This is a genomic window from Candidatus Sphingomonas phytovorans (assembly GCA_029202385.1).
Lineage (GTDB): Bacteria > Pseudomonadota > Alphaproteobacteria > Sphingomonadales > Sphingomonadaceae > Sphingomonas > Sphingomonas phytovorans.
Window position 1 is genome coordinate 791,962 of the sequence record CP119314.1, and the last position, 26,206, is coordinate 818,167.

Consider the following 26,206-nt stretch of genomic DNA (forward strand, 5'->3'; position numbering starts at 1 on the left):
ATTGCGCATGATCCGACATGTCTCCAGAGCAAGCCTTGCCGGCCTGGCGCTGGTCGCGTCGACCGCGGCCCTGGCTGGCGAGAAGATTTCCGCCCCGGCCGATCTCGGCACTGCGGTGTCCGCGCAGATCGCCTGCGCCGGGATCTTCGTAACCGGGCGGGCCGAGGCCGATGTCCTGCGAGACGATATCCACGCGCTTGCGCCGTTCACCAGGGCCGTGACGCTTTCGGTCGATCGCAAGGCGAACACGGTCGCGGCGTCGGCACCCGGGGCGGCGACACGCACGGCGTTGTATCGTCAGGCCGTCGGCTGCACGTTGCTGACGGGCAACGTCGCCCGCGACGTGCTGGAACGTCAGGCGGCGAAGCTGAAACCCCTGAAGACACAATCGGCAAAGCCCTGGCCGATGGGGGATGCGCAGCCGGCTGGCGCGGCGGTGAAGGTGGATCAGGCCGCGCTCGACAAGGCGGTGGGAGATGCCTTCGAGGAGCAGAACAAGGACGGATATCCCGATACCCGGGCGATTGTCGTCGTTCAGGGCGGGAAGATCGTCGCCGAGCGCTACGCGCCGGGCTTCGACCAGAACAGCCGACTGCTCGGCTGGTCGGCAAGCAAGAGTATCGGCGGAACGCTGATCGGCCTTCTGGTCGACGATGGTGTGCTCAAGCTCGATGCGCCCGCGCCAGTTCCCGAATGGCAGGGGGCGGGAGATCCGCGTGGGAAGATCACGCTGCGCCAGTTGCTGACGATGTCGAGTGGCCTTCGCTTCGTGGAGCGTTACGATCCCGGGACCGATTCCATCGCGATGCTGTTCGCCGCATCGGACATGGGCGGGCTGGCGGCGTCGCTGCCGCTGGACAAGGCGCCGGGTACTGTCTGGAGCTACTCGTCGGGTACGAGCAATATCTTGTCCGGGATCGTGTTCCGCGCGACCGGCGGGTCGCTCGACGCCGTCACGCAATTCGCGCGCAAGCGATTGTTCGAACCTGCCGGGATGACGAGCACGATCATCGAACCCGACGAAGCGGGTGCGCAGATCGGCAGTTCCTATGCCTATGGCACTGCGCGGGACTGGGCCCGGTTCGGCCTGCTCTATCTCAATGGCGGGGTGGCCGGGGGCAAGCGCCTGCTCTCTAGGGATTGGGTCGATTTCATCCGGACGCCGACCGAAGCAGCGCCGCGCCCCTTCTATGGGGGACAATTCTGGCTCAATCTTGGTGATGATGCGGGGGATCGCCGGCGGATCTTCAAGGATCTGCCGCGTGATACCTTCATGGCGATGGGCCATAACCAGCAGATGGTCGCGGTCATTCCTTCAAGGGACACCGTGATCGTCCGGCTTGGCTGGACCCCCGAAGGGCAAACCTTCGACTTCAACAAATACTTCTCCCGGATCGTGGCCGCGCTGGCGCCCGGTGCGGTCGCCCCGTGATGTGAAAGACGAGACCGGTTTCGGCACGGCCGGCCGGTCGACAGGAAGGATTGATCATGAATATGCGTACCGGGCTTTCGCTCGACTATACGGTTGAATCGCTGCCGCTTGCCAAGCCGTTCCGCATTGCGGGCCATGTCTTCACTGAAGCATCCGTGGTGGTGGTCACGATTTCGGATGGCACGCATTTCGGACGCGGCGAGGCGTCGGGCGTCTATTATCTTGGCGACGACGTTCCCGCGATGCGCGCCGCCATCGACGGGGTGCGCCACGCAGTTGAGGCAGGGGTAACGCGCGCCGAGTTGCAACAGCTTCTGCCGGCAGGCGGGGCGCGCAATGCGATCGATTGTGCGCTGTGGGAACTGGAAGCACGGCGCAGCGGCAAGGCGGTATGGGAAAGCGCGGGGGTATCTGAGCCGAGCCCGCTTCTCACCACTTTTACCCTCGGCGCCGATGATCCGGATGCGATGGCGGCGGGCGCGCGTGCCTATGCCCAGGCGCGTGCCCTGAAGCTCAAGCTGACCGGGGAGCTTGCCCTGGATATCGCACGCGTAAAGGCGGTGCGCGCGGCACGGCCCGAATGCTGGATCGGTGTGGACGCCAACCAGGGCTTCGCGATCGGCGATCTCGATACGCTTGTCGCGGCGCTGGTCGCAGCGGATGTGAAACTGCTCGAGCAGCCATTGGCGCGGGGCAGCGAGGCTGATCTCGATGGCTATGAATGTCCGATCCCGATCGCCGCGGATGAAAGCGCGCTGACGCTTGGCGACGTCGAAGGGCTCGTCGGAAGGTTCGACGTGGTCAATATCAAGCTGGATAAATGCGGTGGCCTTACCGAGGGGCTGGCCATCGCAGAGCGCGCCCGCGCGCTGGGACTCAGCGTGATGGTGGGCAATATGGTCGGCTCCAGCCTTGCCATGGCGCCTGCCTTCGTTCTCGGGCAGTTGTGCGACATTGTCGACCTTGACGGGCCGATCTTCCTCGCCGCCGATCGTATCCCGTCGATCCAGTATGAAAACGGCAATGCGTGGTGCGCCGAGGCTATCTGGGGTCGCGAAGCGATCTGATCGCGTCGAGCGCACCGAGACTGAAAACGGAGAGGGATATATGAAGAAAACGATCGTCGCCGCGCTGATATCCGCTGCCTTTGTCCAGCCGCTCATGGCGCAGGAGCAGGTAGGAACGCCCAGGACCTATATCCACGCAGGGCGACTGCTTGCCGATCCGGCGACCGGCCGTGTCGAAACCAACAAGACCATCGTCGTCGAGGGCAACCGTGTCGCCGACATTCGCGATGGCTTCGTCGGCGAAGGCAAGGTGATCGACCTGCGCGACGAACTGGTCATGCCCGGCTTCATCGACAGCCATGTTCATCTCACTTTCCAGTCTGGTCCAACCAGTCAGTTGGATGCGGTGACCAAATCGACAACGGACCAGGCCTTTGACGGCGTCGTCTATGCCAAGCGGACCGTGCGCGCCGGATTCACCACTGTCGTCGATCTGGGCGCCGATCCGGAAGCGATCAACGCGCTGCGCGATGCCATAGCGTCCGACAAGGTGATGGGGCCGCGGATCATCGCGGCCGGAGGCGTCGCGGCGAATGGTGGCCATGGCGATATCCATGGCTATCGCACCGAAATCCTCGATCTCTTCCGGTCGCCGACCTTGTGCACCGGCGCGGACGATTGCGCCCGCGCCGTACGGCTTGCGGTGCAGCATGGGGCGGACATCATCAAGACGGCGTCGACCGGTGGCGTGATGTCCAATACGGCGGCCGGGCTCGGCCAGCAGATGAGCGACGCTGAACTGACGTCGATCGTGGAGACCGCACATCGCCTTGGACGCAAGGTCGCCGCACATGCGCATGGCACCGACGGCGTGAATGCGGCACTTCGGGCAGGCGTCGATTCGGTCGAGCACGGCACGTATCTCGATGCTGAGTCGATCCGCATGTTCAAGGCGAAAGGGACCTATCTCGTCCCGACTTTGCTGGCGGGCGATACGGTGGCGCGCCAGGCGGAAAGCGCTGAATGGATGCCCGCTGCGGTCCGCGCCAAGGCGAGGACGGTGGGCCCGGTGATGATCGCAGCACTGCGTCGTGCGCATGAAGGCGGCGTCCTGATTGCCTTCGGCACGGATTCCGCGGTGTCGCCGCACGGCGAGAACGCCCAGGAATTTGCCCTCATGGTGAAGGCGGGCCTCACGCCGCTCGATGCGATCCGTTCCGCCACTGTCTGGGGAGCGACGCATATCGGACTTCAGGACGAAATCGGGACGCTCGCCAAAGGCAAGGCGGCGGATATCGTCGCGGTGAAGGGCGACCCGCTGGCCAACATCCGGGTGCTTGAGAAGATGGCCTTTGTCATGAAGGGCGGTGTGGTAGCGCGCGCGGTAGGGGAATAAGGGCCGGGCGCCCCACAACCCGGCAGCTTTGCCCCGCTTCATGCGAATGGACGCGGGGCAAATCGCCGGGCAGTGATTCCCAACACGATCGCAAAATACCGCCCTTCTTGGTGCCCGGCTTCCCAAGGGCACGATTCGTGACGTCAGCTATGGGGCGCCGTGGTGCGCCAGTTCGGTCCAGACTGTATTGACAGTTTTCCGATTTGGACCATTATGTTCGAAATCGGAAATTTTTTCCAAATTAGTATTTGCTCACGGCCCGACGATTCTGGCGAGGGGCAAAAATGGGAGGGGACGTAGGACATGCGCTCGATCAAGTTGTTGGCGCCATTGGCATTGATGCTGATGGGTGGTGGCGCGATAGCACAGCAATCAGCCCGGATCGTCTCATCCCCGGTGGCATCCGCGACTCCCGAGAAGCCTACCGTCCCGTTGCCTGCGTCGGCTGCCGTGCCCGGCGAGCGAGCAATGACCAAGCAGGATGTGGATACATGGCTTGACGGCTTCATGCCCTTCTCTCTCAAAAAGGCGGATGTTGCGGGGGCCGTGGTCGTCGTCGTCAAGGACGGACAGGTCCTGACGCAGCGCGGATTCGGTTATGCCGACATCGCGAAGCATGTGCCGGTCAATCCCGATACCACGCTGTTCCGCCCGGGTTCGGTCTCCAAGCTCTTCACCTGGACGGCGGTTATGCAGCAGGTCGAGGCCGGGAAGATCGACCTCGATGCCGATGTGAACAACTATATCGATTTCAAGATCCCGCTGAAGGACGGCAAGCCCGTCACGATGCGCCAGATCATGACTCACACTGCCGGTTTCGAAGAGCATGGCAAGGAAACCATCTTCGACGATCCCCAATATCTCACCTCGCTGGGCGACTATGTGAAGCGCTCGATTCCCAAGCGCATTTACGCGGGCGGATCGACCCCTTCCTATTCCAACTACGCCACGGCGCTGGCGGCCTATGTCGTCGAACGGGTCACGAAGATGTCCTTCGACGACTATATCGAGCAGCGCATTTTCAAGCCTCTCGGTATGACTCGGTCGAGCTTCCGCCAGCCGCTGCAGAAGACGCTCATGCCGCTGATGGCGACTGGCTATAGCCAGGCGTCGGCCGAGCCGTCGAAATATGAATTCATCGGCCCGGCCCCGGCGGGCAGCCTGGCGTCGCCGGGCGCCGATATGGCCAAGTTCATGATCGCCCATCTCAATCAGGGCCAGGGCCTGCTGAAGCCCGAGACGGCACGCGTGATGCACGATACGCCGCTCACGCTGCTTCCGCCGCTCAACCGGATGGAACTGGGTTTCTTCGAGACCAACATCAATGGCCGGCAGGTGATCGGCCATCTCGGCGACACGCAGCTTTTCCACACCGCGCTCCACCTTTTCATGAACGAAAAGGTTGGTCTCTACATGTCGTTCAACAGCACGGGTGAGCAGGCCGGGGTGGGGCCGTTGCGTCGTGCCCTGTTCGAGGATTTTGCCGATCGCTATTTCACCGATCTCAGCAAGCTTGACGGACGGGTCGATGACAAAACCGCGGCCGAGCATGCGAAAATGCTGGTTGGGCAATGGCTCAACAGCCGCCGGGCGGAATCGAACTTCTACGCAATCGGCAATCTGCTGCGTCAGGCATCGGTCAGCGTCGATGCCAAGGGCAAGCTCGTCGTTTCAGCCGGGCGCACCGCCAATGGCAAGCTGATGAAATGGGTCGAGATCGCGCCCTTCGTCTGGCGGAACATCGACGGGCATGAGCGGCTTGCGGCCAAGGTGGTCGACGGCAAGATCGTGCGCTGGAGCATCGATGGCATATCGCCGTTCATGGTCTTCGACCGCGCACCGGCCTCGCAATCCTCGACCTGGATTCTCCCCTTGCTCTACGCGAGCGTCGGAATCCTGTTGCTTACCTTCCTCCACTGGCCAGTCTCCGCATTGATCCGCCGTAGCTACAAGGCGCCACTCGCGCTCCAGGGCCGCTCGCTCCTCGCCTATCGCAGCGTCCGGCTTGGTGCCGGGTTGACGGTCGCGTTGCTCACGGCATGGTTCGTCACCGTGTCGACGCTGAAGGCGACGCCCGCGTTCGACGCAAGGCTGTGGTCTCTCCAGATCGGCGGATTGATCGTCTTCGTTGGTGGCGTCCTGCTCGCGGGATGGAACCTCTGGATCGCCACGCGGGAGGCGCGCGGCTGGTTCGGAAAGCTCTGGGCGGTACTCATCCTGCTTGCGACGCTCATGGTGCTCTACACCGCCTGGACCTTCGGCCTGCTCTCCATGACGGTGAATTATTGATGTCGAAGCTGAAACTTGGGGTGGCGGTCGAAACGCTACGGCTCGCCGCCCCGTTTCGTATCTCGGGCCATGTGTTTGATGGCCGGGATGCGATTATCGTCAGGCTTGACGACGGTGAGCATGTGGGACGCGGAGAAGCCTCGGGCGTCTATTATGTGGGCGATGATCTGGGCCATATGCTGGCCGCGCTGGACAATGCCCGGGACGCGATCGAAGCTGGTCCGTCCCGTGAAGAACTGCGCTCCATCCTGCCGGCGGGCGGTGCGCGCAACGCGGTTGACGCGGCGCTGTGGGAGCTTGAATCCAAACGGCTCGGCAAGCCGGTATGGGCGCTGGCCGGGCTCGAACGGCCCCGGCCATTGCTCACCACCTTTACGATTGGCGCCGACGAGCCGGCGAGGATGGTCGAGACGGCAAGGGCCTATGGCGATGCCCGCTCGATCAAGATCAAGCTGACCGGCGAACTCGATCTCGATATCGCGCGCGTAAAGGCGATCCGGGCGGCACGACCCGATGTATGGATCGGCGTCGACGCCAATCGGGGTTTCTCCATCGGCGATCTCGATGCGCTGGTCGATGCGATGCTCGCGGCCGGGGTCTCGCTGATCGAGCAGCCGCTCGCGCGCGGACGCGAAGCTGATCTCGACGGCTATGGCTCGCCCATTCCCCTCGCGGCGGATGAGAGCGCGCTTACGTTGGAGGATGTCGCTGGCCTGAAAGGCAGGTTCGACGTCTTCAACATCAAGCTCGACAAGTGTGGCGGCCTGACCGAGGGGCTGATGATCGCCGCCGCGGCGCGCGACGCCGGGATGGGCGTGATGGTGGGTTGCATGGTGTGCAGCAGCCTGGGCATCGCGCCGGGCTTTGTGCTGGGCCAGTTCTGCGATCTCAGCGATCTCGACGGACCGATCTTCCTGAAAAAGGATCGGTCACCCGCCACGGTCTATCGCGACGGCACGGTTTGGTGCGACGACGCCATCTGGGGTGTCGGGGCGATCGCGTGAGGATCACAGAGGAACGTTCGTCTACCTGGTTCGGTCAGCCGCGCGGGCTGACCGTGCTGTTCCTGACGAACATGTGGGAGCAGTTCTCCTACTACGGCATGCGCACCCTGCTGGTCTATTACATGACCAAGCAATTGCTGATGAGCCAGCAACAATCCTCGCTGGTGTACGGCGCCTATACGGCGTGCGCCTATTTCACGCCGATCGTGGGCGGGGTCATTGCCGATCGTCTGCTCGGCAAGCGCCGTGCGGTCGTGCTGGGCGCGAGCATCATGGCCGCGGGGCATTTCATGATGGCGTTCGAATCGTTCTTCTATGTCGCGCTTCTCACCATCGCGCTCGGAAACGGGCTGTTTCTTCCCAGCCTGCCGAGCCAGATCAACGACCTGTACAAGGCGGGCGATCCCAGGCGCGGCTGGGCGTATAATGTTTATTATGTCGGCATCAATATCGGCGGCTTCATCGCGCCGCTGATATGCGGCACGCTCGGGGAATTCTACGGCTGGCACTATGGCTTCGGTGCGGCCGGCATCGGCATGTTCGCCGGGCTGCTCATTTATCTCTGGGGGCAGCGTTACCTGCCGCCTGAGCCGCCCCGGGTGCCGACCGTCGATATGCCGGCGGCACGATGGGCGGACCACAAGCGCACCTTCATGGTGCTGGCCGGGATCGCGCTGTCCGTGACGGTATTTCGTGGCGCTTATGAACAGGTCGGCAACACGGTGGCTCTCTGGGCGGACAGCGGCCTGGATCGAAGCGCTGGCGGCTTTGTCATTCCGATGACCTGGTTCCAGTCGCTGAATCCACTGCTCGTCATGCTGGTGACGCCGCCGCTTCTCAACTATTGGCGGCGCCGTGCCGATGCGGGCCAGGATAGTTCCCCGGCCAGGCGCATGGCGCTTGGCGCTGTGATCGTCGCCTGCGCCTATTTGCTGCTCGCGATGGTCGAATGGAGCGGGGGTGGCGCAAAGGCCACATGGCTGTGGTTCGTGATGTTCTTCGCGATCTTCACGCTGGGTGAGCTCTTCGTCCTGCCGACGGGCCTCGGGCTGTTCGCCAGGCTTGCGCCGCCACGGCTCGGCGCGACGACGGTCGCGGCATGGTATCTGGCGATCTTCACTGGCAGCCTGTCGGCCGGAATGGTTGGCATGTTGTGGAGCCGGACAAGCCACGGGGCCTTTTTCGCGTTGCTTGGCCTGATCGCGCTCGCGTCCGCGCTGCTCTTGCGCTCGCTCGACGGGCAGGTGCGCAAGGTCGATCCAACCTGGAAGCCCGACATCGATTGATAACCTCCCGAAGGGGGGCGACGTGGCTGTATCCACGCGCGTCGACCATTGGCCAGCCCCGCGATCTGGATATCATCGCAGGGCTGTGTCTTGCCTCAAAAGCAGGGCTGGCGAGATCGCTGGCGCGGATTTGGCCGCAACAGTTCAGCAGCCTCGCGCCACAGCATTCTCGAATTCGGTTTGTCCGGCGCGCTGCGCACCCCGGTTCTTGTCGAAACCTGTCATCGCATATCGGGATTGGCGATTGGTCTGTGATGTGATGGCCTGACCGCCGGGTGTCTGCCTTGGCGATCGAAGGGGCTGTTCTTTCCTCCCTGGAGGGGCAGGCACTTCGACACGGGGGAGGGCTGAACGCGAAGGGGATGCCCAGCAGCGCCCTGTTTCAGGCGGGAGGGCGCTTCCGCGAGACGGATCGCTCACTGGTCTTTTGCGGCGACCAGGAGGAGCCTGGAAGAGGGAAGGCCGCGGAGCGAGCATTTCACCCTGCAGGCCATTTACGGCGCCCGGATGAGCGGGGCGACTGATCACAGTTCCCGGAAATGCTTCGGGGCAGCGGTGGATCTCACCGCTGCCCCGATGGCCGCGCTTGGGAGCGGCCGGATGGTGCCCCGTGCTGGGGGCGGTCGTGACGATCAGAACTTCACTTTGACGCCAGCCGAGAAATAGCGACCGATCACGTCGTAGTTCGCGTTGGTGTACGGAACATAGGGCGGGGCGACATCGAACATGTTGTTGACGTTGCCGAACAGGGTGAAGTCTCCCACCTTGAAGCGCAGGCCGAGGTCGACATAGGTCCGGCTGCTGATCTGGTTGTTCAGGATCGCCTGAGTCTTGCTGTAGATACCACCACCGACATAGCGTGCGCGCAGATCGGCGCCGAAACCTGCATTCTCATAGGTCACGGTGCCGGTCAGCCGCCATTTCGGTGTCGAGAAGGCAGTGTCCCCGCCAACGACGCCTGCGACATCCGTCGAGCTGTTGGCATTGGCAATCATCAGATCGAAGATATGATTGGCGAGCACGCGGAACCCGAGTTTGCCATTGCCCAGCGACGTCCGGTACGATGCTTCAATATCGAGCCCACGGGTGCTGTACGAAACGAGGTTCCGATACGTAGCCGCAATTGACTCCATTGCACCGTTCGCGCCGCGGCTGATCACGCCGCCGCAGGTGGGATCATTGGGGTTCGTACGGAAACACTGTGCGAGCGTGTCCGTCACGGTGACCACCGTGATCACATTGTCGATCTTGATGTCGTAATAATCGACCGAGACGCTGAATCCCCGCACGTAATGCGGCGAATAGGAACCGCCGACCGTCAGGGTGTGCGAAATCTCGGGCGTCAGGTTGGGATTGCCGCCGGTATAGATTCTCACGCCGGCCTGGGTTGCTTGCCGGAAAGGATCGTAGAGGTCGGCGATATTGGTCGAGCGAGTGGAGAAATATTCGGGGACGCTCGGGGAGCGAATGTCACGCGAATAGACGGAACGCAGCAGCAGGTCGTTGACGAGGCGCAGCGTGCCGCCGGTTTTCCAGGACCAGATGCCACCGCTGGTGCTGTAGTCCGAATAGCGTGCCGCGCCGTTGATCTCGAAATGCACTGCATCCTTGAGATCGATCAGCGGCAGGTTGACCTCGCCGAATACTTCCTTGACGCTGAAGCGGCCGTTGGTCGGAGCTGAGTTGAGCGTCGCAAAGGCATTCGCCTTGGACATCGGGTCGATATAGTTGGTTACGAGAGCTTCCCACCGGAAATCCGTACCAACGGCGATGTCCACCGGCCCGGCCCAGGTCGAGAAGGGATGGCCGTGCAGGCTGGCGCCCGCCGCGTCGAGCTTGATCGTGCTGATGGACCGGGTTCCGCCAAAGGCGTAGGCGACGCCGGCCGCGGAGATATTGCCGTTGCCGAGCAGGTTGATCGGCGTGCAATTCGGATCGGTAACGGTGACGGCATTGACGCGGCATACCGGCGTGCCGTTCACCAGCACTGCGTCGATGGCGCGATCGAAATTCGCCTTGATCCGCTGGTTGTAGAGCGACTGGTCGCTCCTGGCCTCGCCGTGATCGTAATAGGCATCATAACCCCAGCCGTCGCCGAAGCTTCCCTTGAGGCCGACCGAGCCTTCGAGGTTGCGACGGGAGAACTTGAAGTTCAGCATGCGATTGGGACCGACATCGTCAAGGATCCGGCCCAGCAGGAAGGGCCCGGTGACGCCGGCGGCGCTGAGCTGACTGCGCGCAGCCGGCGTCAGGAACGCATTGTCCGGCATGATCGCCACGATCGGCGTTTCCGGGAAGAAGCTGTAGTTGCCCCACATGCGGCTATAGCTGCCATCGGCCCAGAGCTTCAGGGAATCCGTGATATCGAAGGTGGCGCGCGCGTAGACATTGTTGCGCTGATAAGGCGAACTTACGGCGACATAGTCGTAGATGTTCTGGCCGTTGCCGCCGACGGTGAATTGACCCGCCGTCTGGCTGCCGAGCGGTAGCGGACCGACGCTGCCGTCGGGGTTGAAGATCAGGTTGTACGGTGTGCCATTGGTGCGCAGGAGCGATCCGCCGCGATTGAGGACGGTGTAGTTGACGTCGTTGGCGAGGATCAGCTTGCCATCGGGGCGCTGGAAGACGGACGATTCGAGATTGGGACGGTCCTTGCGGCCGAAGGCACCCTTTTCCTGAAGATAGTCGGCGGAAATCATGAAGTGGCCGCGATCGCCCGCGAAGCTCGTTCCCCAGGCCATATCGACGCCGTAGCGGCCCATGTCGCCGCGCGAGGAGACGCCCGTCTGTGCACCCATGCGCAAGCCCTTGAGTTCGTCGTCAAGGATGATGTTGACGACGCCGGCGACCGCGCCCGAACCCCAGGCGGCGGAGGCGCCGCCGGTGACGACGTCAACGCGCTTGATGAGGTTCTGCGGCACGATGTTGAGATCGTTGCTGCCCGTGAAGCGGTGTCCGTTGAGCAGGGTCAGCGTCCGCACGGCACCCAGCCCACGCAGATCGGCGGTCGAGACGCCGCTGGTCGTGTTGCCCACCGTCGTCGCCGGAGTCGACGTGCCGCGGAACTGCGGCATGTCGTTCAGGACCTGGGCAATGCTCGGGCGATTGCCCTGGCGCAGCTCGGCTTCGCCGACGACCGTGGTCGGCGTCGGCGCGTCGAAACCGGAACGCTGGATTCGCGATCCAGTGACCACGATCTCATCCGCCGCCTCGGCGTCGGTATCGGCCGTTTGCGCCGAAGCCGGCGCCAGGCTCAAGGCCATCGAGAGCGCGGTGCTGGTGTACCAGAACAGGCGAATGGACTTCATGCATACCCCCCTTTGTTTATAGATACGGAAAATCGGTTGCCATGCGCCCGGCTCCATTCTCGTTTTTTCAAACCGGAAGCCGTCAACGATCTCAACATTTACCGATTGCGATAAGATCAGGTAGTTTCCGAAAATGCAATCCCAATTTGGATATAATTATCTTTTTTGGAAAATTTTCATTCGAAGAAACCCGTTCAGGTCGCTGCCGTAAGGGTGGTGCGCCCGGTGGCGATTTAGGCCGCGCCGCCACTCTGGAGGGCCAAATGGATCATGCGGATCAGTATAAATGATTGTAATATAAGTGAAATTATTGGAGCGGTTGGCGTGCGTCACACCGCGGCAAGGGTCGGTCAGGGTCGAGCCGGGAGATTATGAGCGCCCCTATTCGGTTCGCCGCGGAAAATCCCGGTGATCGACGCTCGCGCCTTTGCTGAAGGCGGACACAATCATTCTGGCGGAATCGGCAGCCGGATGTCGGAGCCGGAATTAGCGTGCGATACCGGTTGCGTCGAAGGTATCAGGCGGATTTTACGGAATCCGCCCGTTCGATCCGCGCGAGCACTGCGCCTTCGCTGACCTGTCCGCCGGCCTCCGCATTGAATTCAGCCACGAGGCCGTCGAACGGGGCGACAAGGCTGTGCTCCATCTTCATCGCTTCCAGGGTGAGCAGCTTCTGGCCCTTGGTGACGGCGTCACCCGCCACGACTTCGACCGCGATGATGCGGCCGGGCATGGGGGACAGGATCGCGCCATCGGCGGCAGCGCCAGCGGCGCCTGCGCCCTCGACGCGACAGGGCCGCGTCTCGAACGCTGCACCGCCTTCGAACAGGGTGGTGGACTGGCCGGCCTGCACAGCGCCCGGATTTTCGTCGGAACGGGAGTCTAGGATATAGTCGACCTCGGTCGCGCGACCATCGACAGCCAGGCGAACCCGCCGATTGGCCGGTGCGTTCAGCCTGAACCCGAGCAGTCCGCGCAGTCGGTCGAAGTCCGGATCGCCGGCGTGGCCGGCAACGAAGTCGCGATGGAAGATCGCCCGATCGGCTGCTGCCTGAAGCAGGGCTGCCCCGGGCTCCGGAGCACGTGCCAATCGGTCGGCGTGATCGGCTATGAAGCCGGTGGTAACGTCACCCGCGCGAAAGCAGGGTTCCTTCAGGAGCCGGGCGAGGAACCAGGCATTGGTCTTCACCGGTTCGCACATCACCTGCGCGCAGCCATCGGCCAGGGTGCCCAGCGCGTCGTCGCGGGTTGCCGAACGGGTGACCAGCTTTGCGATCATCGGGTCGTAGAAGGGCGATATCGTATCGCCCTCTTCGACACCGGTTTCGATCCGCAGGCCTTGCGGCAGCTGGAGACAATCGAGCCGGCCTGTCGAGGGGAGGAAGCCCGTTGCCGGGTTCTCGGCATAGAGCCGCGCTTCGACTGCCCATCCGTTGATGGAAAGCTCGTCCTGCCGCTTGGGCAGCGTCTCGCCGCTGGCGACGCGCAACTGCCACTCGACCAGGTCCTGCCCGGTGATCTCCTCGGTGACGGGATGCTCGACCTGAAGGCGAGTGTTCATCTCCATGAACCAGATGCGGTCGGCGCGAAGGCCATCGCTTGCATCGGCGATGAACTCGATCGTGCCGGCGCCGACATAGTCGACCGCCTTCGCTGCCTTGACGGCGGCGGCGCAGATCGCTTCCCGCGTGGTCTCGTCCATGCCGGGGGCAGGGGCTTCCTCGATCACCTTCTGGTGGCGGCGCTGGAGCGAGCAGTCGCGCTCGAACAGATGCACGACATTGCCGTGCGTGTCGCCGAACACCTGCACCTCGATATGCCGGGGTGAGAGGATGTACTTCTCGATCAGCACCTGGGTGTTGCCGAAGGAGGAGGCCGCCTCGCGCTGGCAGGAGAGCAGGGCGTCGGCGAAGTCGTCAGGTGCGTCGACCCGGCGCATGCCCTTGCCACCGCCGCCCGCGACCGCCTTGATCAGCACCGGATAGCCGACCTTGGCGGCTTCAGCTGCGAGACGTTCGGGCGACTGGTCGTCGCCGAGATAGCCCGGCGTCACGGGCACGCCGGCTGCGATCATCCGCTGCTTGGCGGCATCCTTCAGGCCCATCGCGCGGATGCTGTCGGGCTTCGGCCCGACCCAGACGATGCCGGCATCAATCACGGCTTGCGCGAAATCGTCATTCTCGGAGAGAAAACCGTAACCGGGATGGATCGCCTCGGCGCCGGTCGCCTTGGCGGCGGCGATGATCTTCTCGCCCACCAGATAGCTTTCGCGGGCAGGCGAGGGGCCGATATGCACCGCCTCATCGGCCTGGCGCACGTGCAGCGCTTTGGCATCGGCATCCGAATAGACCGCGACCGTGCGCACGCCCATCGCCCGCGCGGTGCGGATGATCCGGCAGGCGATCTCGCCTCGATTGGCAATGAGAAGGGACTTGATCATGGCGGTCACATCCGGAACACGCCGAACTGCGCCCGTTCAGGCACAGGGGCGTTAAGGGTAGCGGCAAAAGCGAGGCCGAGCACATCGCGGGTCTGGGCGGGGTCGATGATGCCGTCGTCCCAGAGGCGGGCGGTGGCGTGCCAGGGATTGCCCTCGTCCTCGTATTTCTGGCGGATCGGGGCTTTGAACGCCTCGGCCTGTTCCTCGGTCCAGCTTTCCGCGTCGCGGTGGACCGTGGCGAGTACCGAGGCGGCCTGCTCGCCGCCCATCACGCTGATCCGGCTGTTGGGCCAGGAGAACAGGAAGCGTGGGGAATAGGCCCGGCCGCACATGCCGTAATTGCCCGCACCGAAGCTGCCGCCGATCAGGATAGTGATCTTGGGCACGCTTGCGGTGGCGACCGCGGTGACGAGCTTGGCACCGTGCTTGGCGATGCCCTCCGCCTCGTAACGCCCGCCGACCATGAAGCCCGAGATGTTCTGCAGGAACAGCAGCGGAATGCGCCGCTGGCAGGCGAGCTCGATGAAGTGGGCGCCCTTCACCGCGCTTTCGGAAAACAGCACGCCGTTATTGGCGAGGATCGCCACCGGCATGCCCCAGATATGCGCAAAGCCGCAGACGAGGGAGCTGCCGTACAGCGCCTTGAACTCGTGAAACTCGGACCCGTCGACCAGTCGGGCGATCACTTCGTGCACGTCATAGGGCGCACGGACGTCGCTTGGAATGATGCCGTACAACTCTTCCGCATCGAACTTCGGTGGACGTGGCTCCTTCAGGGCGATGTCGGGCTTGCGGTTCTCGGCCAGCGTAGAGACGATGTCGCGCACGATGGTCAGCGCATGCTCGTCATTCTCGGCGACATGGTCGACCACGCCCGACTTGCGGCCATGAGTCTCGGCACCGCCAAGCTCCTCGGCCGAGATCACCTCGCCGGTCGCTGCCTTCACCAGCGGTGGTCCGGCGAGGAAGATCGTGCCCTGGTTGCGCACGATCACCGTCTCGTCCGACATCGCCGGCACATAGGCGCCGCCTGCGGTGCAACTGCCCATCACGCAGGCGATCTGCGGGATGCCCTTGGCCGACATATTGGCCTGGTTGAAGAAGATCCGCCCGAAATGATCGCGGTCGGGGAACACCTCGGCCTGGTGCGGCAGGTTGGCACCGCCCGAATCGACCAGATAGATGCAGGGCAGGTGGTTCGCCTCGGCGATCTCCTGCGCGCGCAGATGCTTCTTCACGGTCAGCGGATAATAGGTCCCGCCCTTCACCGTCGCATCGTTGCACACGATCATCACCTGCCGGCCAGACACCCGGCCGATGCCGGCGATCATGCCGGCCCCCGGCACCTCGTCGTCGTACAGGCCGTTCGCGACAAGCTGGCCGATCTCGAGGAAGGGCGATCCCGGATCGAGCAGCCGCTCCACCCGCTCGCGCGGCAGCAGCTTGCCCCGCGAAACATGCCGCTCCCGGCTCTTCTCCGATCCCCCCAGCGCCGTCAGCGCCACGTCCGACCGAAGCCGCTCCGCCAGCCCGCGATTGTGCACCGCATTCGCCCGAAAGGCCTCGCTCTCGGGGGACAGCTTGCTCTCCAACGCTGGCGCGCTCATGCCCCGATGAGTTCCCGGCCGATGAGCATGCGGCGTATTTCGTTGGTGCCTGCGCCGATATCGAGCAGCTTTGCATCGCGCAGGAAGCGTTCGACCGGCCAGTCCCTGGTGTAGCCGGCGCCGCCAAGCGCCTGGACTGCCTCGCCCGCGACGCGGAAGGCGTTCTCGCTGGCGAGCAGGATGGCGCCTGCAGCATCGAAGCGGGTGGTCTTGCCGGCGTCGCAGGCCCGGGCGACGGCATAGACATAGGCGCGGGCCGAGTTGAGCGCGACATACATGTCGGCGACCTTGGCCTGCATCAGCTGGAAGGCGCCGATCGGTTTGCCGAACTGCTTGCGCTCGCGCAAATACGGCAGCACCACGTCGAGGCAGGCCTGCATGATGCCGAGCTGGATGCCGGCAAGCACGGTGCGCTCATAGTCGAGGCCCGACATCAGCACGCCGACGCCGCCATTGACCGGTCCCATGACATTCTCGTGCGGCACCTCGCAATCGGTGAATACCAGCTCGGCGGTGGGGCTGCCGCGCATGCCCATCTTGTCGATCTTCTGGCCGATCGAGAAGCCGGGCATGTCCTTCTCGATCAGGAAGGTGGTGATGCCGCGACTGCCCTCGCCGGTCTTGGCATAGACGACCAGCGTGTCGGCATAGGCGGCGTTGGTGATCCAGAACTTGGTGCCGTTGAGCACATAGCCGGCATCGGTCTCCTGCGCGCGCAGCTTCATCGAGACGACGTCGGAGCCGGCGCCTGCCTCCGACATGGCAAGGCTTCCGACATGCTCGCCCGAAACGAGCTTCGGCAGGTACTTCGCCTTCTGCTCGGGGTTCGCCCAGCGGCGGATCTGGTTGACGCACAGGTTGGAATGCGCGCCGTAGCTCAGGCCGATCGAGGCCGAGGCGCGGCTGACTTCCTCGCAGGCGATGACATGCTCGAGATAGCCGAGGCCAAGCCCGCCAAACTCCTCCTCCACCGTAATGCCGTGAAGGCCGAGCTCGCCCATCGCGGGCCATAGCTCCTTCGGAAACCAGTCCTCAGCATCGATCCGTGCCGCCAGCGGCGCGATCTGCTCGCTCGCAAAACGCTGCGTCACATCGCGGATCATGTCCGCATTCTCGCCAAGCGCGAAATCAAGGGTCATGTCCAACGCTGCTCTCCATTCAATCTTTCCACGCTGATAGCACGTGGCAGGAATCAAGAAAAATTGAACATATAGTGCCTATGCTATAGATGGTATCTATGATTGATCGTTATCTGCTGCGGTATTTCCTGGCCGTTATCGACCATGGGAATTTCTCTCGTGCTGCCGGGGCCTGCAGCGTGTCGCAGCCGACGCTGTCGGTTGGTATCGCCAAGCTCGAGCGCGAACTCGGCCAGATGCTATTCCACCGCACCAACCGGCGGATCGAATTGACCGAGGCTGGCGCGCGCTTTGCTGCATCAGCCCGGCGGATCGAGGCGGAGTTCCTTATTGCCGAGCGCGCCGTGCAGGAAACGCCGGCGCGTGAGACGTTTCGCCTTGGCGTGCTGGCGACGATTCCGACGCCGTTGATCGAGGATTTCCTGATCGAGCTGCGCCGCGAAGGCTCGGCAATGCGGCTTGAGATCGTCGAGGCCGGCGAGCGCGACCTCAATGAGCGCCTCGGGCGTGGGCGAATAGACGCCGCCGTGACGCTTTTGCGCGGCGATCGTGACAGGCAGTCCGGTATCGCGCTCTTCTCGGAAGGTTATTCGCTGGCAATGGCCGGGGATCATCCGCTCGCTCATCTACCGGTGATCGAGCCACATCAACTGGCCGACAATGTGATGATCGTACGCCGTCACTGCGAGTTGCTGTCCGAGACGAGCCGCTATTTCACCAGCCATGGCGTCCGCCCTTTCTTTGCGGCACGCACCACCAGTGAGGATCGTACCCTGGCGCTTGTTCGTCGCGGCCTCGGTGTGACGGTGATGCCCGACGGTTTCCGTCACCCTGGTGTGGTGCGCCCGGCGCTGGCTGATTTCGCCTTTACCCGCACGATCGGGCTAATGCCGGCGACGCATGCCGACCCTGAAACGATCGAGCGGAGCGCCATCGTCCAGGCGCTTCGTCGCACGCTGACCGTGCCGGCGACGGATAGCTGAAGATGCACGGCCTAATCTCGGCCTGAAAACCAGCCCGGGCGGTGACGCAACAGGCTGGCTCTATTCTGGATGAGTGAGGATCACCCGTCAGTGAAGAGGAGGACGGGGGTTTCGAGATATTTCTTGAGGGCCTGGACGTAGCTTGCGGCGTCCCATCCATCGACGACACGGTGGTCGCAGCTGATCGAGAGGTTCATCAGCCTGGCGCGGACGATGTCGTCGCCACGGAAGACGGGGCGCTCGACGATCTTGTTCGGGCCGATAATCGCGACCTCGGGCCGGTTGATGACGGGCGTGGTGGCGATGCCGCCGAGCGGCCCGAGCGAGGTGATGGTGAGCGTCGAGCCGCTGAGCTCCTCCGACTTCGCCTTGCCGGTGCGGGCTGCCTCGGCGAGGCGGGCGATCTCGCTGGCGAGCTGCCAGACGTTCAGGTCCTGCGCGTCGCGGATCACCGGGACCATCAGGCCAGCCGGGGTCTGCGTCGCCATGCCGAGATGGATCGAACCGTGGCGCGTCACCACGCCCGCCTCGTCGTCATAGCGCGCGTTGATCATCGGGAAGTCGGGGATCGACTTGCAGATCGCGACGATCATCAGCGGCAGCATGGTCAGCTTGGGCCGGTTGCCGCGGTGTGCGTTGAGATCGGCACGCATCTCCTCGAGCGCGGTGACGTCGATCTCGTCGACATAGGTGAAGTGCGGGATGGTCCGCTTCGAGGCGGCCATGTTCTCGGCGATGCGGCGACGCATGCCGATGACCTTGATCGGCTCGTCGGCGCGGGCGCGCGACACGTGCGGCGCGTGATAGCCCTGGCCTGACCCATAGCGCAGATACGCATCGAGATCGGCGTGGCGGATCCGGTCGCCCTCGGCCTTCACGCTGCCAAGGTCGATGCCAAGGTCGGCCGCCCGGGCGCGGACCGCGGGCGAGGCGAGGACATGGGCGCTCTTCTCCCTCTCCCCTTGGGGGAGAGGGTCGGGGAGAGGGGCAGTTTCGGGCGATGGCGCTTGTGACTGCCCCTCTCCCAAACCCTCTCCGCGATGGGGAGAGGTCTTTTCAGCTACCTCCTCGGCCCCCGGCGTTTCCGCCTCGATCTGCTCCTCGATCTCTTCGGCTTTGGTCTCGGCTGGCGCGGCATCGGCCACCGTCTCGGCGGCATCGGTCTCGATCACCACCAAGGCAGCCCCGATCGACACCTGGTCGCCGACCTCGCCGGCCAGCTCGACCACCACGCCCGCGACCGGCGATTCCATCTCCACCGTCGCCTTGTCCGTCATCATGTCGGCAAGGCCCTGGTCCTCCTCCACGCGATCCCCGACCGCCACGTGCCACGCGACGATCTCCGCCTCGGAGATGCCTTCCCCAATGTCAGGAAGCTTGAAGGTGAAACGTGCCATGTCAGAGATCCATTACGGTAACATCGGCCATCACGCGCCGAAGCGCGGCGGCGACGCGGGCCGGGCCAGGGAAATAGTCCCATTCGAACGCATGCGGGTAGGGTGTATCCCAGCCCGCCACGCGTTCGATCGGGGCTTCCAGATGATAGAAACAGCGTTCCTGCACCAGCGCGGACAATTCGCCGCCGAAGCCGCCAAACCGGGATGCCTCGTGAAGGATGACGCAACGCCCGGTTTTCTTCACCGAGGCGACGATCGTATCGATATCGAGCGGCACGATCGACCGAAGATCGATGAGTTCGGCGTCCACGCCGCTATCTTCGATCCCGGCCCGTGCGACATGCACCATGGTGCCGTAAGCGAGGATCGTCGCCTCGTTGCCGGCGCGAACGACCGCTGCCTTGCCGAGCGGAACGGTATAATGGCCTTCGGGCACCTCGGCTGAAGGATGGCCGGCCCAGCTCGCCACTGCCTGGTCGTGACGACCGTCGAACGGGCCGTTGTAGAGGCGCTTGGGCTCGAGGAAGATCACGGGATCATCATCCTCGATCGCGGCGATCAGCAGCCCTTTCGCGTCATAGGGCGTCGACGGAATCACGGTCTTGAGGCCGGTGATGTGCGCGAAGATCGCCTCAGGGCTCTGGCTGTGAGTCTGACCGCCGAAGATGCCGCCCCCATAAGGCGAGCGGACAGTGATCGGCGCCCAGAATTCGGCGTTCGATCGATAGCGCAGGCGGGCCGCTTCCGACACGAGCTGGTCGAAGGCGGGAAGGATATAATCGGCGAACTGGATCTCGGCGACCGGCCGCAATCCATAGGCACCCATGCCGATCGCGGTGGCGATGATCCCGCCTTCGGAAATCGGCGCGTCAAAGCAGCGCTCGAGGCCGTGGCGCTGCTGCAGTTTGTCGGTGACGCGGAAAACACCGCCGAAATAGCCGACATCCTGGCCGAAGACGAGCACGTCGGGGTCGCGCGTGAGCATGGTGTCGAGCGCCGAATTAAGCGCCTGGATCATGTTCATGCCGGTCATGACTGGATTCCCAGTTCGCCGCGCTGTTCGATCACGCGCCAGTCGGGCTGTTTGAACACGCCCTCGAACATCTCGGCGACGTCGGGCTTGGACGTGCCCAAGGTGCCGACCGCTTCAGCCTCGCGCTGGGCGTCGCGCAGGATCTCGCTCAGTTCCGCCTCCATCTGCGCATGACGCTCCTCGGTCCATTCGCCGATCAGGATCAGGTGTTGCTTCAAGCGTTCGATCGGGTCGCCAAGCGGCCAGTGCGCGGCTTCGTCCGCCGGGCGGTATTTGGTCGGGTCGTCGCTCGTAGAATGACCGGAGGCGCGGTAGGTCACGAACTCGATCAGCGTCGCGCCGCGATTGGTCCGTGCCCGCTCGGCTGCCCACAGCGTCGCCGCCCAGACCGCCAGGAAGTCATTGCCGTCGACCCGCAGACCGGGCAGCCCGTAGCCGATCGCCTTGGCGGCGAAGGTCGTGCTTTCGGCGCCCGCAATCCCCGAAAAGCTGGAGATCGCCCATTGGTTGTTGGTGACCACCAGGACCACCGGCGCGCGGTAGACCGCCGCGAAGGTCAGCGCCTCGTGGAAGTCGCCCTCAGCCGTCGTGCCTTCGCCGATATAGCCCAGGGCGATGCGATGGCCGCCCTTATAGGCTGACGCCATCGCCCAGCCGACGGCATGGCCGAAGCGGCTGCCGACATTGCCGGACAGCGAGTAGAACCCATAGTCGCGCGCCGAATAGAGGATCGGCAATTGCCGCCCCTTCAGCGGATCGCGCGCATTGGAGTAGATCTGATTGATCATGTCCACGATCGGATAACCGCGGGCGATCAGCCAGCCCTGCACCCGGTAGGTCGGGAAACACATGTCGTCAGGGGCGAGCGCGAGCGACTGCGCAACCCCGATCGCTTCTTCGCCGGTCGATTTCATGAAGAAGCTGGTCTTGCCCTGGCGGTGTGCCCTGAACAGGCGGTCCTCGAACAGGCGGGTCTGCACCATCGCCCGCAGGCCCTTGCGCAGTACCTCCGGCGCGAGCTGCGGATTCCAGGGGCCAAGGGCCTCTCCGTTATCGTCAAGCACGCGTACCAGCCCATAGGGGAGTTCCCGCATGTCGGCCTCGTCCGCCGAAATATCAGGGCGACGCGTCGTTCCGGCCGCGTCGAGACGCAGGTGGCTGAAATCGGCAACGTCGCCCGGACGTGCTGTCGGTTCTGGAATATGGAGCGACAACGCGATCGCGTCGGCCCCCGGTATCGCCGGCTTGGTCATGGCCGCGTTATTGCCGATCCGATGAGGAAAGACTTGTTCTCGTTGTTCCGTTATGGCGAGCAATCGCGCAAAAATTCGTGCGTTATGGCTGCCGATATTAGGATATAAATTGCGTGGACAAGATAGATCGTAAAATCCTGGCTTCCCTTCAGGCGAACCCGCAATGGTCGGTCGCCGACCTGGCGAGCGATGTCGGCCTGTCGCATACGCCATGCTGGCGCCGCCTCAAGAAGCTGGAGGAAAGCGGGGTGATCCGCGAGCGCGCGGTAATCCTGGATCCGCTGCTGCTCGACCTGACGGTCAACGTTTTTGCCGAGCTTCGCCTGAAGCAGCATGACGAGGAAACGCTTGAGGCGCTGGAAGCGCAGGCGCGAGACCATCCGGAGATTGTCGAATGCTTCTCGATGAGCGGGCAGGGTGATTATCTGATGCGCGTCGTCGTCCGCAGCGTCGGCGATTATGAGGTGTTCCTGAAGAAGGTGTTGCTCCACCTGCCGGGCGTGGGCTCGATCAATTCTAGTTTTGCGCTGAACTGCATCAAGCTGACGACCAGGCTTCCGCTTTAGCTGCGCGCCTCAGGCGAGGAACGAGTCGCTTGATGAGATATGATTGTAGATCATAGTGGCGCAATGACGACGAAACAGGCGCCCGAGCGCTCCGAGCCTCGTACGGGGGAAGCGAGACCGACGATGCAGGACATCGCGCGTATCGCGCAGGTGTCGATGCCCACGGTGTCGCGTGTCCTCAGCGGCAGTCCCCTGGTGACCGAGAAAACGCGCGAACGGGTGCTCGAGGTGGCGCTGGCGCAGGGTTATGTCGTCAATCGCAATGCGCAGAAGCTCCGCCACTCGCGGACCAGCACGATCGCGGTGATGCTCGATTTCGGATCGCATGTTCACGGTGCCATCGGCGATCCGTTCGTCTTCGAACTGCTCGCCGGCGTGTCCGAGGCGCTGTCGATCCGCAATCAGGATCTTCTTCTGTCTCCTCCCGGCCTGGACGACGTCCGGGCCTTCCGCGATTTCTATCGCGCGCGTGGCGCCGACGGCTTCATCGTGCTGGGGCAGGGGACGCGCGACGCGATGCTTCGAAGCCTTGGCCGTCACGATGTACCTCTGGTGGTGTGGGGCGCAGTGGCGCCCGATACCGGTTATTGCGCCGTCGGCAGCGACAATCTCCTCGGTGGTCGCCTGGCAGGGCAGCACTTCGTTGCCGCGCACCGCAAGCACTGGTTGTTCGTCGGCGATATCAGGCATGAGGAATTGCGCCTGCGCTTCGAGGGGCTGAGAGATGTCGCTACCGAGCAGGGTGACGTTGCGATCGATTTTCTCCCGATCGCATCGATGGGCTTCACCGCGACTGCGGAGACCGTTTCCGCCTATCTCGTCGGCGCGCGCCAGCCGGACGCGGTGTTCGCTTTCTCCGATACCGCAGCGATGGCCGTAATCGGCGCGTTCAAGGAGCGTGGCCAACTCGCGGGGCACGATTTTTCGCTGGTCGGGTACAATAATATTCCTCCGGCGGCGCATTTCAGCCCCGCGATAACGACGATCAGCCAGAAGACCGATGTCGCGGGCGCGTTGCTCGTGGAGAAGCTGATGCAGCAGATCGACGGCGGCCGGCCGCGTTCGACCACCCTCAGAACCGAGATCGTGGTCCGCGATACCTGACCTATATTTTTTGAAAACGATATCACTGATTGCCGTGCGATCGGCGCGATCATGTGGACGCTTCGAAAGGATTTTCGTGTTTCTGGCGCAACGGCCAGACTTGGAATGCCAACGGCTGTGGCCCCGAAGCATGGGATGAGAGGAAGCAATCCGGGCAATTTCGCCTAGTGCCGGCGTGTTGTCGAATGATTCTCCGCCGCGGCGGATGACTCCGTGGTGCGGCATCGGGCCACGTTGCCCGTCTGCAACAGCTTGGTCAAATTTCGCAAAAATGTTGCAGAAAAGGTTTTCAAAAAAACCGTCCCGGGACTAATCGGCCCGCGAGCCGGAAGACCCGGCGATAGAGTGACTGGGAGGATCTATGCAGTTTTCCATTCGTGCCGGCGTTCGCGCCGCGCTGCTGGCAGGCGTGGCCACGATGCCGTTGACTGCCGCTTTCGCGCAGAACGTGCCGAGTGACACGGCGGCGCCCGCGGCGGTCCAGACGCCCCCGAGCGATGACGCCCAGCCGTTGACTGACATCGTCGTCACCGGCCAGACGACGCGCAACCGCCCGCTGATCACCGCTTCGGCCGACATTACCTATGCCGATCGCATCGCCCTCGATCGCAAGGCGCCGCGGTCGACCGCCGACATGCTCGAACTCGTGCCGGGCATCTTCGTCGAGGCTACCGCAGGCCAGGTCTCGAACAACTATTCGGTGCGCGGCCTTCAGGGCGGCGGCCAGCGCTTCGTTCAGCTGGAAGAGGACGGCATGCCGATCCTCTACAATGGTGGCGGCGCGGATTTCTTCTTCGACCAGGACCTCACCATCGATCGCCTCGAGGCGGTGAAGGGCGGTTCGTCGGGCGTGCTGACCGTCAATGGTGCGGGCGCGACGATCAACTTCATCTCCAAGACCCCCAATTTCAAGCAGGCCGAGGGGATTGCCCGCGTCACCGCGTATAATTACGGGCTGAAGCGCGGCGATTTCTATTATTCGCAGCCGATCTCCGACCACCTCGCGTTCAACATTGGCGGTTATATCCAGTCCAGCCCGGGCGTGCGTGACAACCCGTTCGATTATGCCGGCTGGCGCCTCAAGGGTGCGCTCGAATATCGCTTCGATGATGGCGGCTATATCCGCCTCTCGGCCAAGGGCGGCGATATGGAGAACGCCTATTATGCCGACCAGCCCTATCGCTTCACCAATGGCAAGCCGGGCGGCATTCCCAGCCTCGACACGCAATTCGGCAATGTCGGCGGCGACGCTTTCTCGAACATCGCGGTGCCGGTCTCGACCGCCGCCCATCCGAGCGGGTTCCGCGATTTCCGCTATCGCGACGGCATCAAGGCCAAGACCGCGCAGATTCGCCTCGACATCGACAAGCCGGTTAGCGATTCGATCGATCTGTTCGCCAAGGCGCGCTATCTGAAATATTCGTATGACTTCAACGGCCTGTTCCCCGGTTCCGGCACCGGCAACGCTGGCCTGACGAGTGCGGTCAACTACCTGACGCCAGGCGCATCCTCGCCCATCGACAGCCTGCTGACGGCCGGGCGTGCGGCTTTCCCGACGACGGTGCGCTTCGGCATCAAGAACCTGCGCACCGGCGTGCTGCTGGGCGCGAACCAGACGGCGGAGCTCAACGCGCTCAACGGCAATGGCTTCCTACAGCGCACGACGCTCAATCATGATTATCTCGACGGGCGCGACTTCGGCCTGAATGTCGGTGGCCGCTGGGAGTATCAGGGCGACAGCTTCAAGAACTCGCTGACCGCCGGCGTGATGTACTACAATACCAAGCGGTCGCAGGATCAGTCGGCGACGGCCAGCGTCGTCAACGACGTGCGCACCAATAGCGACATCTACGACGTCGTCGCGCTTGATGCGAACAACAAGGTCATCGGCACGCTGAGCGACAACGGTCTGGTCTCCTATGGCGACTGGGGTGGCGGCATCCGGGAGCGCAAGGATTCGTCCATATCGCTCTACGTGAACGATGAATTCGCGATTGGTGATCTGCGGATCGACGGCGGCGTTCGCTGGGAAAGCGACGACGCGACGTTCCGCGACGGTCAGACCGCGGCGGTGAACCAGCCGGTGCAGCCGGGCGTGGGTGGTGTGATCCGCAATGTCGGCTCGACCTTCAACGGCACCTATGTCACGACGCGGCGTACCCAGAAGAAGGCGGCGTACACCGTTGGCGTGAACTATCTCTTCACGCCGAACTTCGCGGTTTATGCGCGCTACGCCAACGGGTTCCAGACCAACAACACTGATCCGATCACGACGATCGAGCTCTATGAGGCGGGCGTCCGGTATCAATATGGCCGTATCTTCAGCGGGTCGGTCACGCTGTTCCGCACCAACTTCAGGAACCAGAACTATAATTTCGCCGACCCGGTGAACCCGGCGGTGCAGAGCAACATCAACGCCGATCTGCGTACCAATGGTGTCGAGGTCGATCTCAACGTCCGTCCGATCGACTGGTTCGCGATCGATTTCCAGGGCGTTTTCCAGGATCCGAAGCTCGTCAACCTGGCGATCAACGGCGCCAACCAGGCGGGCTTCGAGGGCAACCGGCCTGAGCGCACGCCGGCCAAGCTGTTCACCATCACCCCGACCGCGAAGCTCCCGAACGGGCTGGGCGAAATCTATGGCCGCTACAAATATATCGGTAAGATCTTCGCCGATGCGGGCAACGGTGTCGCGCTGCCAAGCTATGGCGTCACCAGCCTGGGCGTGAACTTCAACGTCACCGACCGGCTCCAGCTGAACTTCAACGTCGACAATCTCTTCGATGTCGTGGGCCTGACCGAGGGCAATCCGCGGCAGGGACAGACTCAGGCGGTCACCGACGGCTATTTCTATGCCCGCGGCATCGTCGGACGGACCTATGGCGGCTCGATCACGATGAAGTTCTGATCCTGTCGATGATTTGATATGTTGATGGGGGCGCGGCGGCTGCAAGGCTTGCCG

The 26,206-nt window shown here is 63.3% G+C and carries 17 protein-coding genes; 10 read left to right on the top strand and 7 right to left on the bottom strand.

The window, feature by feature from the left end; genetic code table 11:
* Nucleotides 1-7 precede the first annotated feature (7 nt).
* The 6 genes from P0Y59_03815 to P0Y59_03840 all read left to right on the top strand — a co-directional run bounded on the left by P0Y59_03815 (nt 8) and on the right by P0Y59_03840 (nt 8,414).
* Nucleotides 8-1,432, top strand: a complete 1,425-nt coding sequence (locus P0Y59_03815) for a serine hydrolase (GenBank protein WEK00836.1) — start codon at nt 8-10, stop codon at nt 1,430-1,432.
* A 62-nt stretch (nt 1,433-1,494) separates the two neighbouring features.
* Nucleotides 1,495-2,499 carry a dipeptide epimerase gene (locus P0Y59_03820; GenBank protein WEK02483.1) on the top strand — a complete coding sequence of 335 codons (1,005 nt, stop codon included), beginning with the start codon at nt 1,495-1,497 and terminating at the stop codon, nt 2,497-2,499.
* A 40-nt stretch (nt 2,500-2,539) separates the two neighbouring features.
* Nucleotides 2,540-3,835, top strand: a complete 1,296-nt coding sequence (locus tag P0Y59_03825; protein ID WEK00837.1) for an amidohydrolase family protein — start codon at nt 2,540-2,542, stop codon at nt 3,833-3,835.
* Between the two features lie 468 nt (nt 3,836-4,303).
* On the top strand, nt 4,304-6,124 hold the full coding sequence (locus P0Y59_03830; GenBank protein WEK00838.1) for a serine hydrolase: 1,821 nt from the start codon (nt 4,304-4,306) through the stop codon (nt 6,122-6,124).
* Entirely contained in the window at nt 6,124-7,128 is a 1,005-nt protein-coding gene (locus P0Y59_03835) for a dipeptide epimerase (protein ID WEK00839.1), read from the top strand. The genes P0Y59_03830 and P0Y59_03835 overlap by 1 nt, the downstream gene beginning before the upstream one ends.
* On the top strand, nt 7,125-8,414 hold the full coding sequence (locus P0Y59_03840) for a peptide MFS transporter (protein ID WEK00840.1): 1,290 nt from the start codon (nt 7,125-7,127) through the stop codon (nt 8,412-8,414). The genes P0Y59_03835 and P0Y59_03840 overlap by 4 nt, the downstream gene beginning before the upstream one ends.
* 632 nt (nt 8,415-9,046) lie before the next feature.
* On the opposite strand, the gene P0Y59_03845 is transcribed toward P0Y59_03840, so the two are convergent.
* The 4 genes from P0Y59_03845 to P0Y59_03860 all read right to left on the bottom strand — a co-directional run bounded on the left by P0Y59_03845 (nt 9,047) and on the right by P0Y59_03860 (nt 16,908).
* Entirely contained in the window at nt 9,047-11,722 is a 2,676-nt protein-coding gene (locus tag P0Y59_03845) for a TonB-dependent receptor (GenBank protein ID WEK00841.1), read from the bottom strand.
* A 517-nt stretch (nt 11,723-12,239) separates the two neighbouring features.
* On the bottom strand, nt 12,240-14,162 hold the full coding sequence (locus tag P0Y59_03850; GenBank protein WEK00842.1) for an acetyl/propionyl/methylcrotonyl-CoA carboxylase subunit alpha: 1,923 nt from the start codon (nt 14,160-14,162) through the stop codon (nt 12,240-12,242).
* 5 nt (nt 14,163-14,167) lie between these two features.
* Nucleotides 14,168-15,769: a carboxyl transferase domain-containing protein gene (locus P0Y59_03855; GenBank protein ID WEK00843.1), complete on the bottom strand. Its 1,602-nt coding sequence runs from the start codon at nt 15,767-15,769 to the stop codon at nt 14,168-14,170.
* Nucleotides 15,766-16,908, bottom strand: a complete 1,143-nt coding sequence (locus P0Y59_03860; GenBank protein WEK02484.1) for an isovaleryl-CoA dehydrogenase — start codon at nt 16,906-16,908, stop codon at nt 15,766-15,768. Before P0Y59_03860 ends, P0Y59_03855 begins: the two co-directional genes overlap by 4 nt.
* Before the next feature lie 98 nt (nt 16,909-17,006).
* On the opposite strand from P0Y59_03860, the gene P0Y59_03865 reads away from it, so the two are divergent.
* Nucleotides 17,007-17,891: a LysR substrate-binding domain-containing protein gene (locus P0Y59_03865; protein ID WEK00844.1), complete on the top strand. Its 885-nt coding sequence runs from the start codon at nt 17,007-17,009 to the stop codon at nt 17,889-17,891.
* 80 nt (nt 17,892-17,971) lie between these two features.
* Here P0Y59_03865 and P0Y59_03870 read toward each other — a convergent pair whose 3' ends face one another.
* From P0Y59_03870 to P0Y59_03880, 3 genes are read right to left on the bottom strand one after another with little or no spacing between them, the layout of a single operon-like run.
* Nucleotides 17,972-19,288: a dihydrolipoamide acetyltransferase family protein gene (locus P0Y59_03870; protein ID WEK00845.1), complete on the bottom strand. Its 1,317-nt coding sequence runs from the start codon at nt 19,286-19,288 to the stop codon at nt 17,972-17,974.
* 1 nt (nt 19,289) lies between these two features.
* Nucleotides 19,290-20,312 (bottom strand): alpha-ketoacid dehydrogenase subunit beta, encoded by a 1,023-nt coding sequence (locus tag P0Y59_03875; protein ID WEK02485.1) that lies wholly within the window; start codon nt 20,310-20,312, stop codon nt 19,290-19,292.
* Between the two features lie 5 nt (nt 20,313-20,317).
* Entirely contained in the window at nt 20,318-21,574 is a 1,257-nt protein-coding gene (locus P0Y59_03880; protein ID WEK00846.1) for a thiamine pyrophosphate-dependent enzyme, read from the bottom strand.
* Nucleotides 21,575-21,687: 113 nt separating this feature from the next.
* Between P0Y59_03880 and P0Y59_03885 the strand changes: the two genes are divergently transcribed.
* The 3 genes from P0Y59_03885 to P0Y59_03895 all read left to right on the top strand — a co-directional run bounded on the left by P0Y59_03885 (nt 21,688) and on the right by P0Y59_03895 (nt 26,152).
* Nucleotides 21,688-22,140, top strand: coding sequence for an Lrp/AsnC family transcriptional regulator (locus tag P0Y59_03885; protein WEK00847.1), 453 nt, complete (start codon nt 21,688-21,690; stop codon nt 22,138-22,140).
* A 123-nt stretch (nt 22,141-22,263) separates the two neighbouring features.
* Nucleotides 22,264-23,244, top strand: coding sequence for a substrate-binding domain-containing protein (locus tag P0Y59_03890; protein WEK00848.1), 981 nt, complete (start codon nt 22,264-22,266; stop codon nt 23,242-23,244).
* A 361-nt stretch (nt 23,245-23,605) separates the two neighbouring features.
* On the top strand, nt 23,606-26,152 hold the full coding sequence (locus P0Y59_03895) for a TonB-dependent receptor (GenBank protein ID WEK00849.1): 2,547 nt from the start codon (nt 23,606-23,608) through the stop codon (nt 26,150-26,152).
* Nucleotides 26,153-26,206: the final 54 nt, after the last annotated feature.

Excerpts from the sequence above, each read along its gene's own strand:
- P0Y59_03815 (WEK00836.1), top strand. The coding sequence starts at position 8 with ATGATCCGACATGTCTCCAGAGCAAGCCTTGCCGGCCTGGCGCTGGTC.
- P0Y59_03820 (WEK02483.1), top strand. The coding sequence starts at position 1,495 with ATGCGTACCGGGCTTTCGCTCGACTATACGGTTGAATCGCTGCCGCTT.
- P0Y59_03825 (WEK00837.1), top strand. The coding sequence starts at position 2,540 with ATGAAGAAAACGATCGTCGCCGCGCTGATATCCGCTGCCTTTGTCCAG.
- P0Y59_03830 (WEK00838.1), top strand. The coding sequence starts at position 4,304 with ATGACCAAGCAGGATGTGGATACATGGCTTGACGGCTTCATGCCCTTC.
- P0Y59_03835 (WEK00839.1), top strand. The coding sequence starts at position 6,124 with ATGTCGAAGCTGAAACTTGGGGTGGCGGTCGAAACGCTACGGCTCGCC.
- P0Y59_03845 (WEK00841.1), bottom strand. The coding sequence starts at position 11,722 with ATGAAGTCCATTCGCCTGTTCTGGTACACCAGCACCGCGCTCTCGATG.
- P0Y59_03850 (WEK00842.1), bottom strand. The coding sequence starts at position 14,162 with ATGATCAAGTCCCTTCTCATTGCCAATCGAGGCGAGATCGCCTGCCGG.
- P0Y59_03855 (WEK00843.1), bottom strand. The coding sequence starts at position 15,769 with ATGAGCGCGCCAGCGTTGGAGAGCAAGCTGTCCCCCGAGAGCGAGGCC.
- P0Y59_03860 (WEK02484.1), bottom strand. The coding sequence starts at position 16,908 with ATGACCCTTGATTTCGCGCTTGGCGAGAATGCGGACATGATCCGCGAT.
- P0Y59_03865 (WEK00844.1), top strand. The coding sequence starts at position 17,007 with ATGATTGATCGTTATCTGCTGCGGTATTTCCTGGCCGTTATCGACCAT.
- P0Y59_03870 (WEK00845.1), bottom strand. The coding sequence starts at position 19,288 with ATGGCACGTTTCACCTTCAAGCTTCCTGACATTGGGGAAGGCATCTCC.
- P0Y59_03875 (WEK02485.1), bottom strand. The coding sequence starts at position 20,312 with ATGAACATGATCCAGGCGCTTAATTCGGCGCTCGACACCATGCTCACG.
- P0Y59_03880 (WEK00846.1), bottom strand. The coding sequence starts at position 21,574 with ATGACCAAGCCGGCGATACCGGGGGCCGACGCGATCGCGTTGTCGCTC.
- P0Y59_03890 (WEK00848.1), top strand. The coding sequence starts at position 22,264 with ATGCAGGACATCGCGCGTATCGCGCAGGTGTCGATGCCCACGGTGTCG.
- P0Y59_03895 (WEK00849.1), top strand. The coding sequence starts at position 23,606 with ATGCAGTTTTCCATTCGTGCCGGCGTTCGCGCCGCGCTGCTGGCAGGC.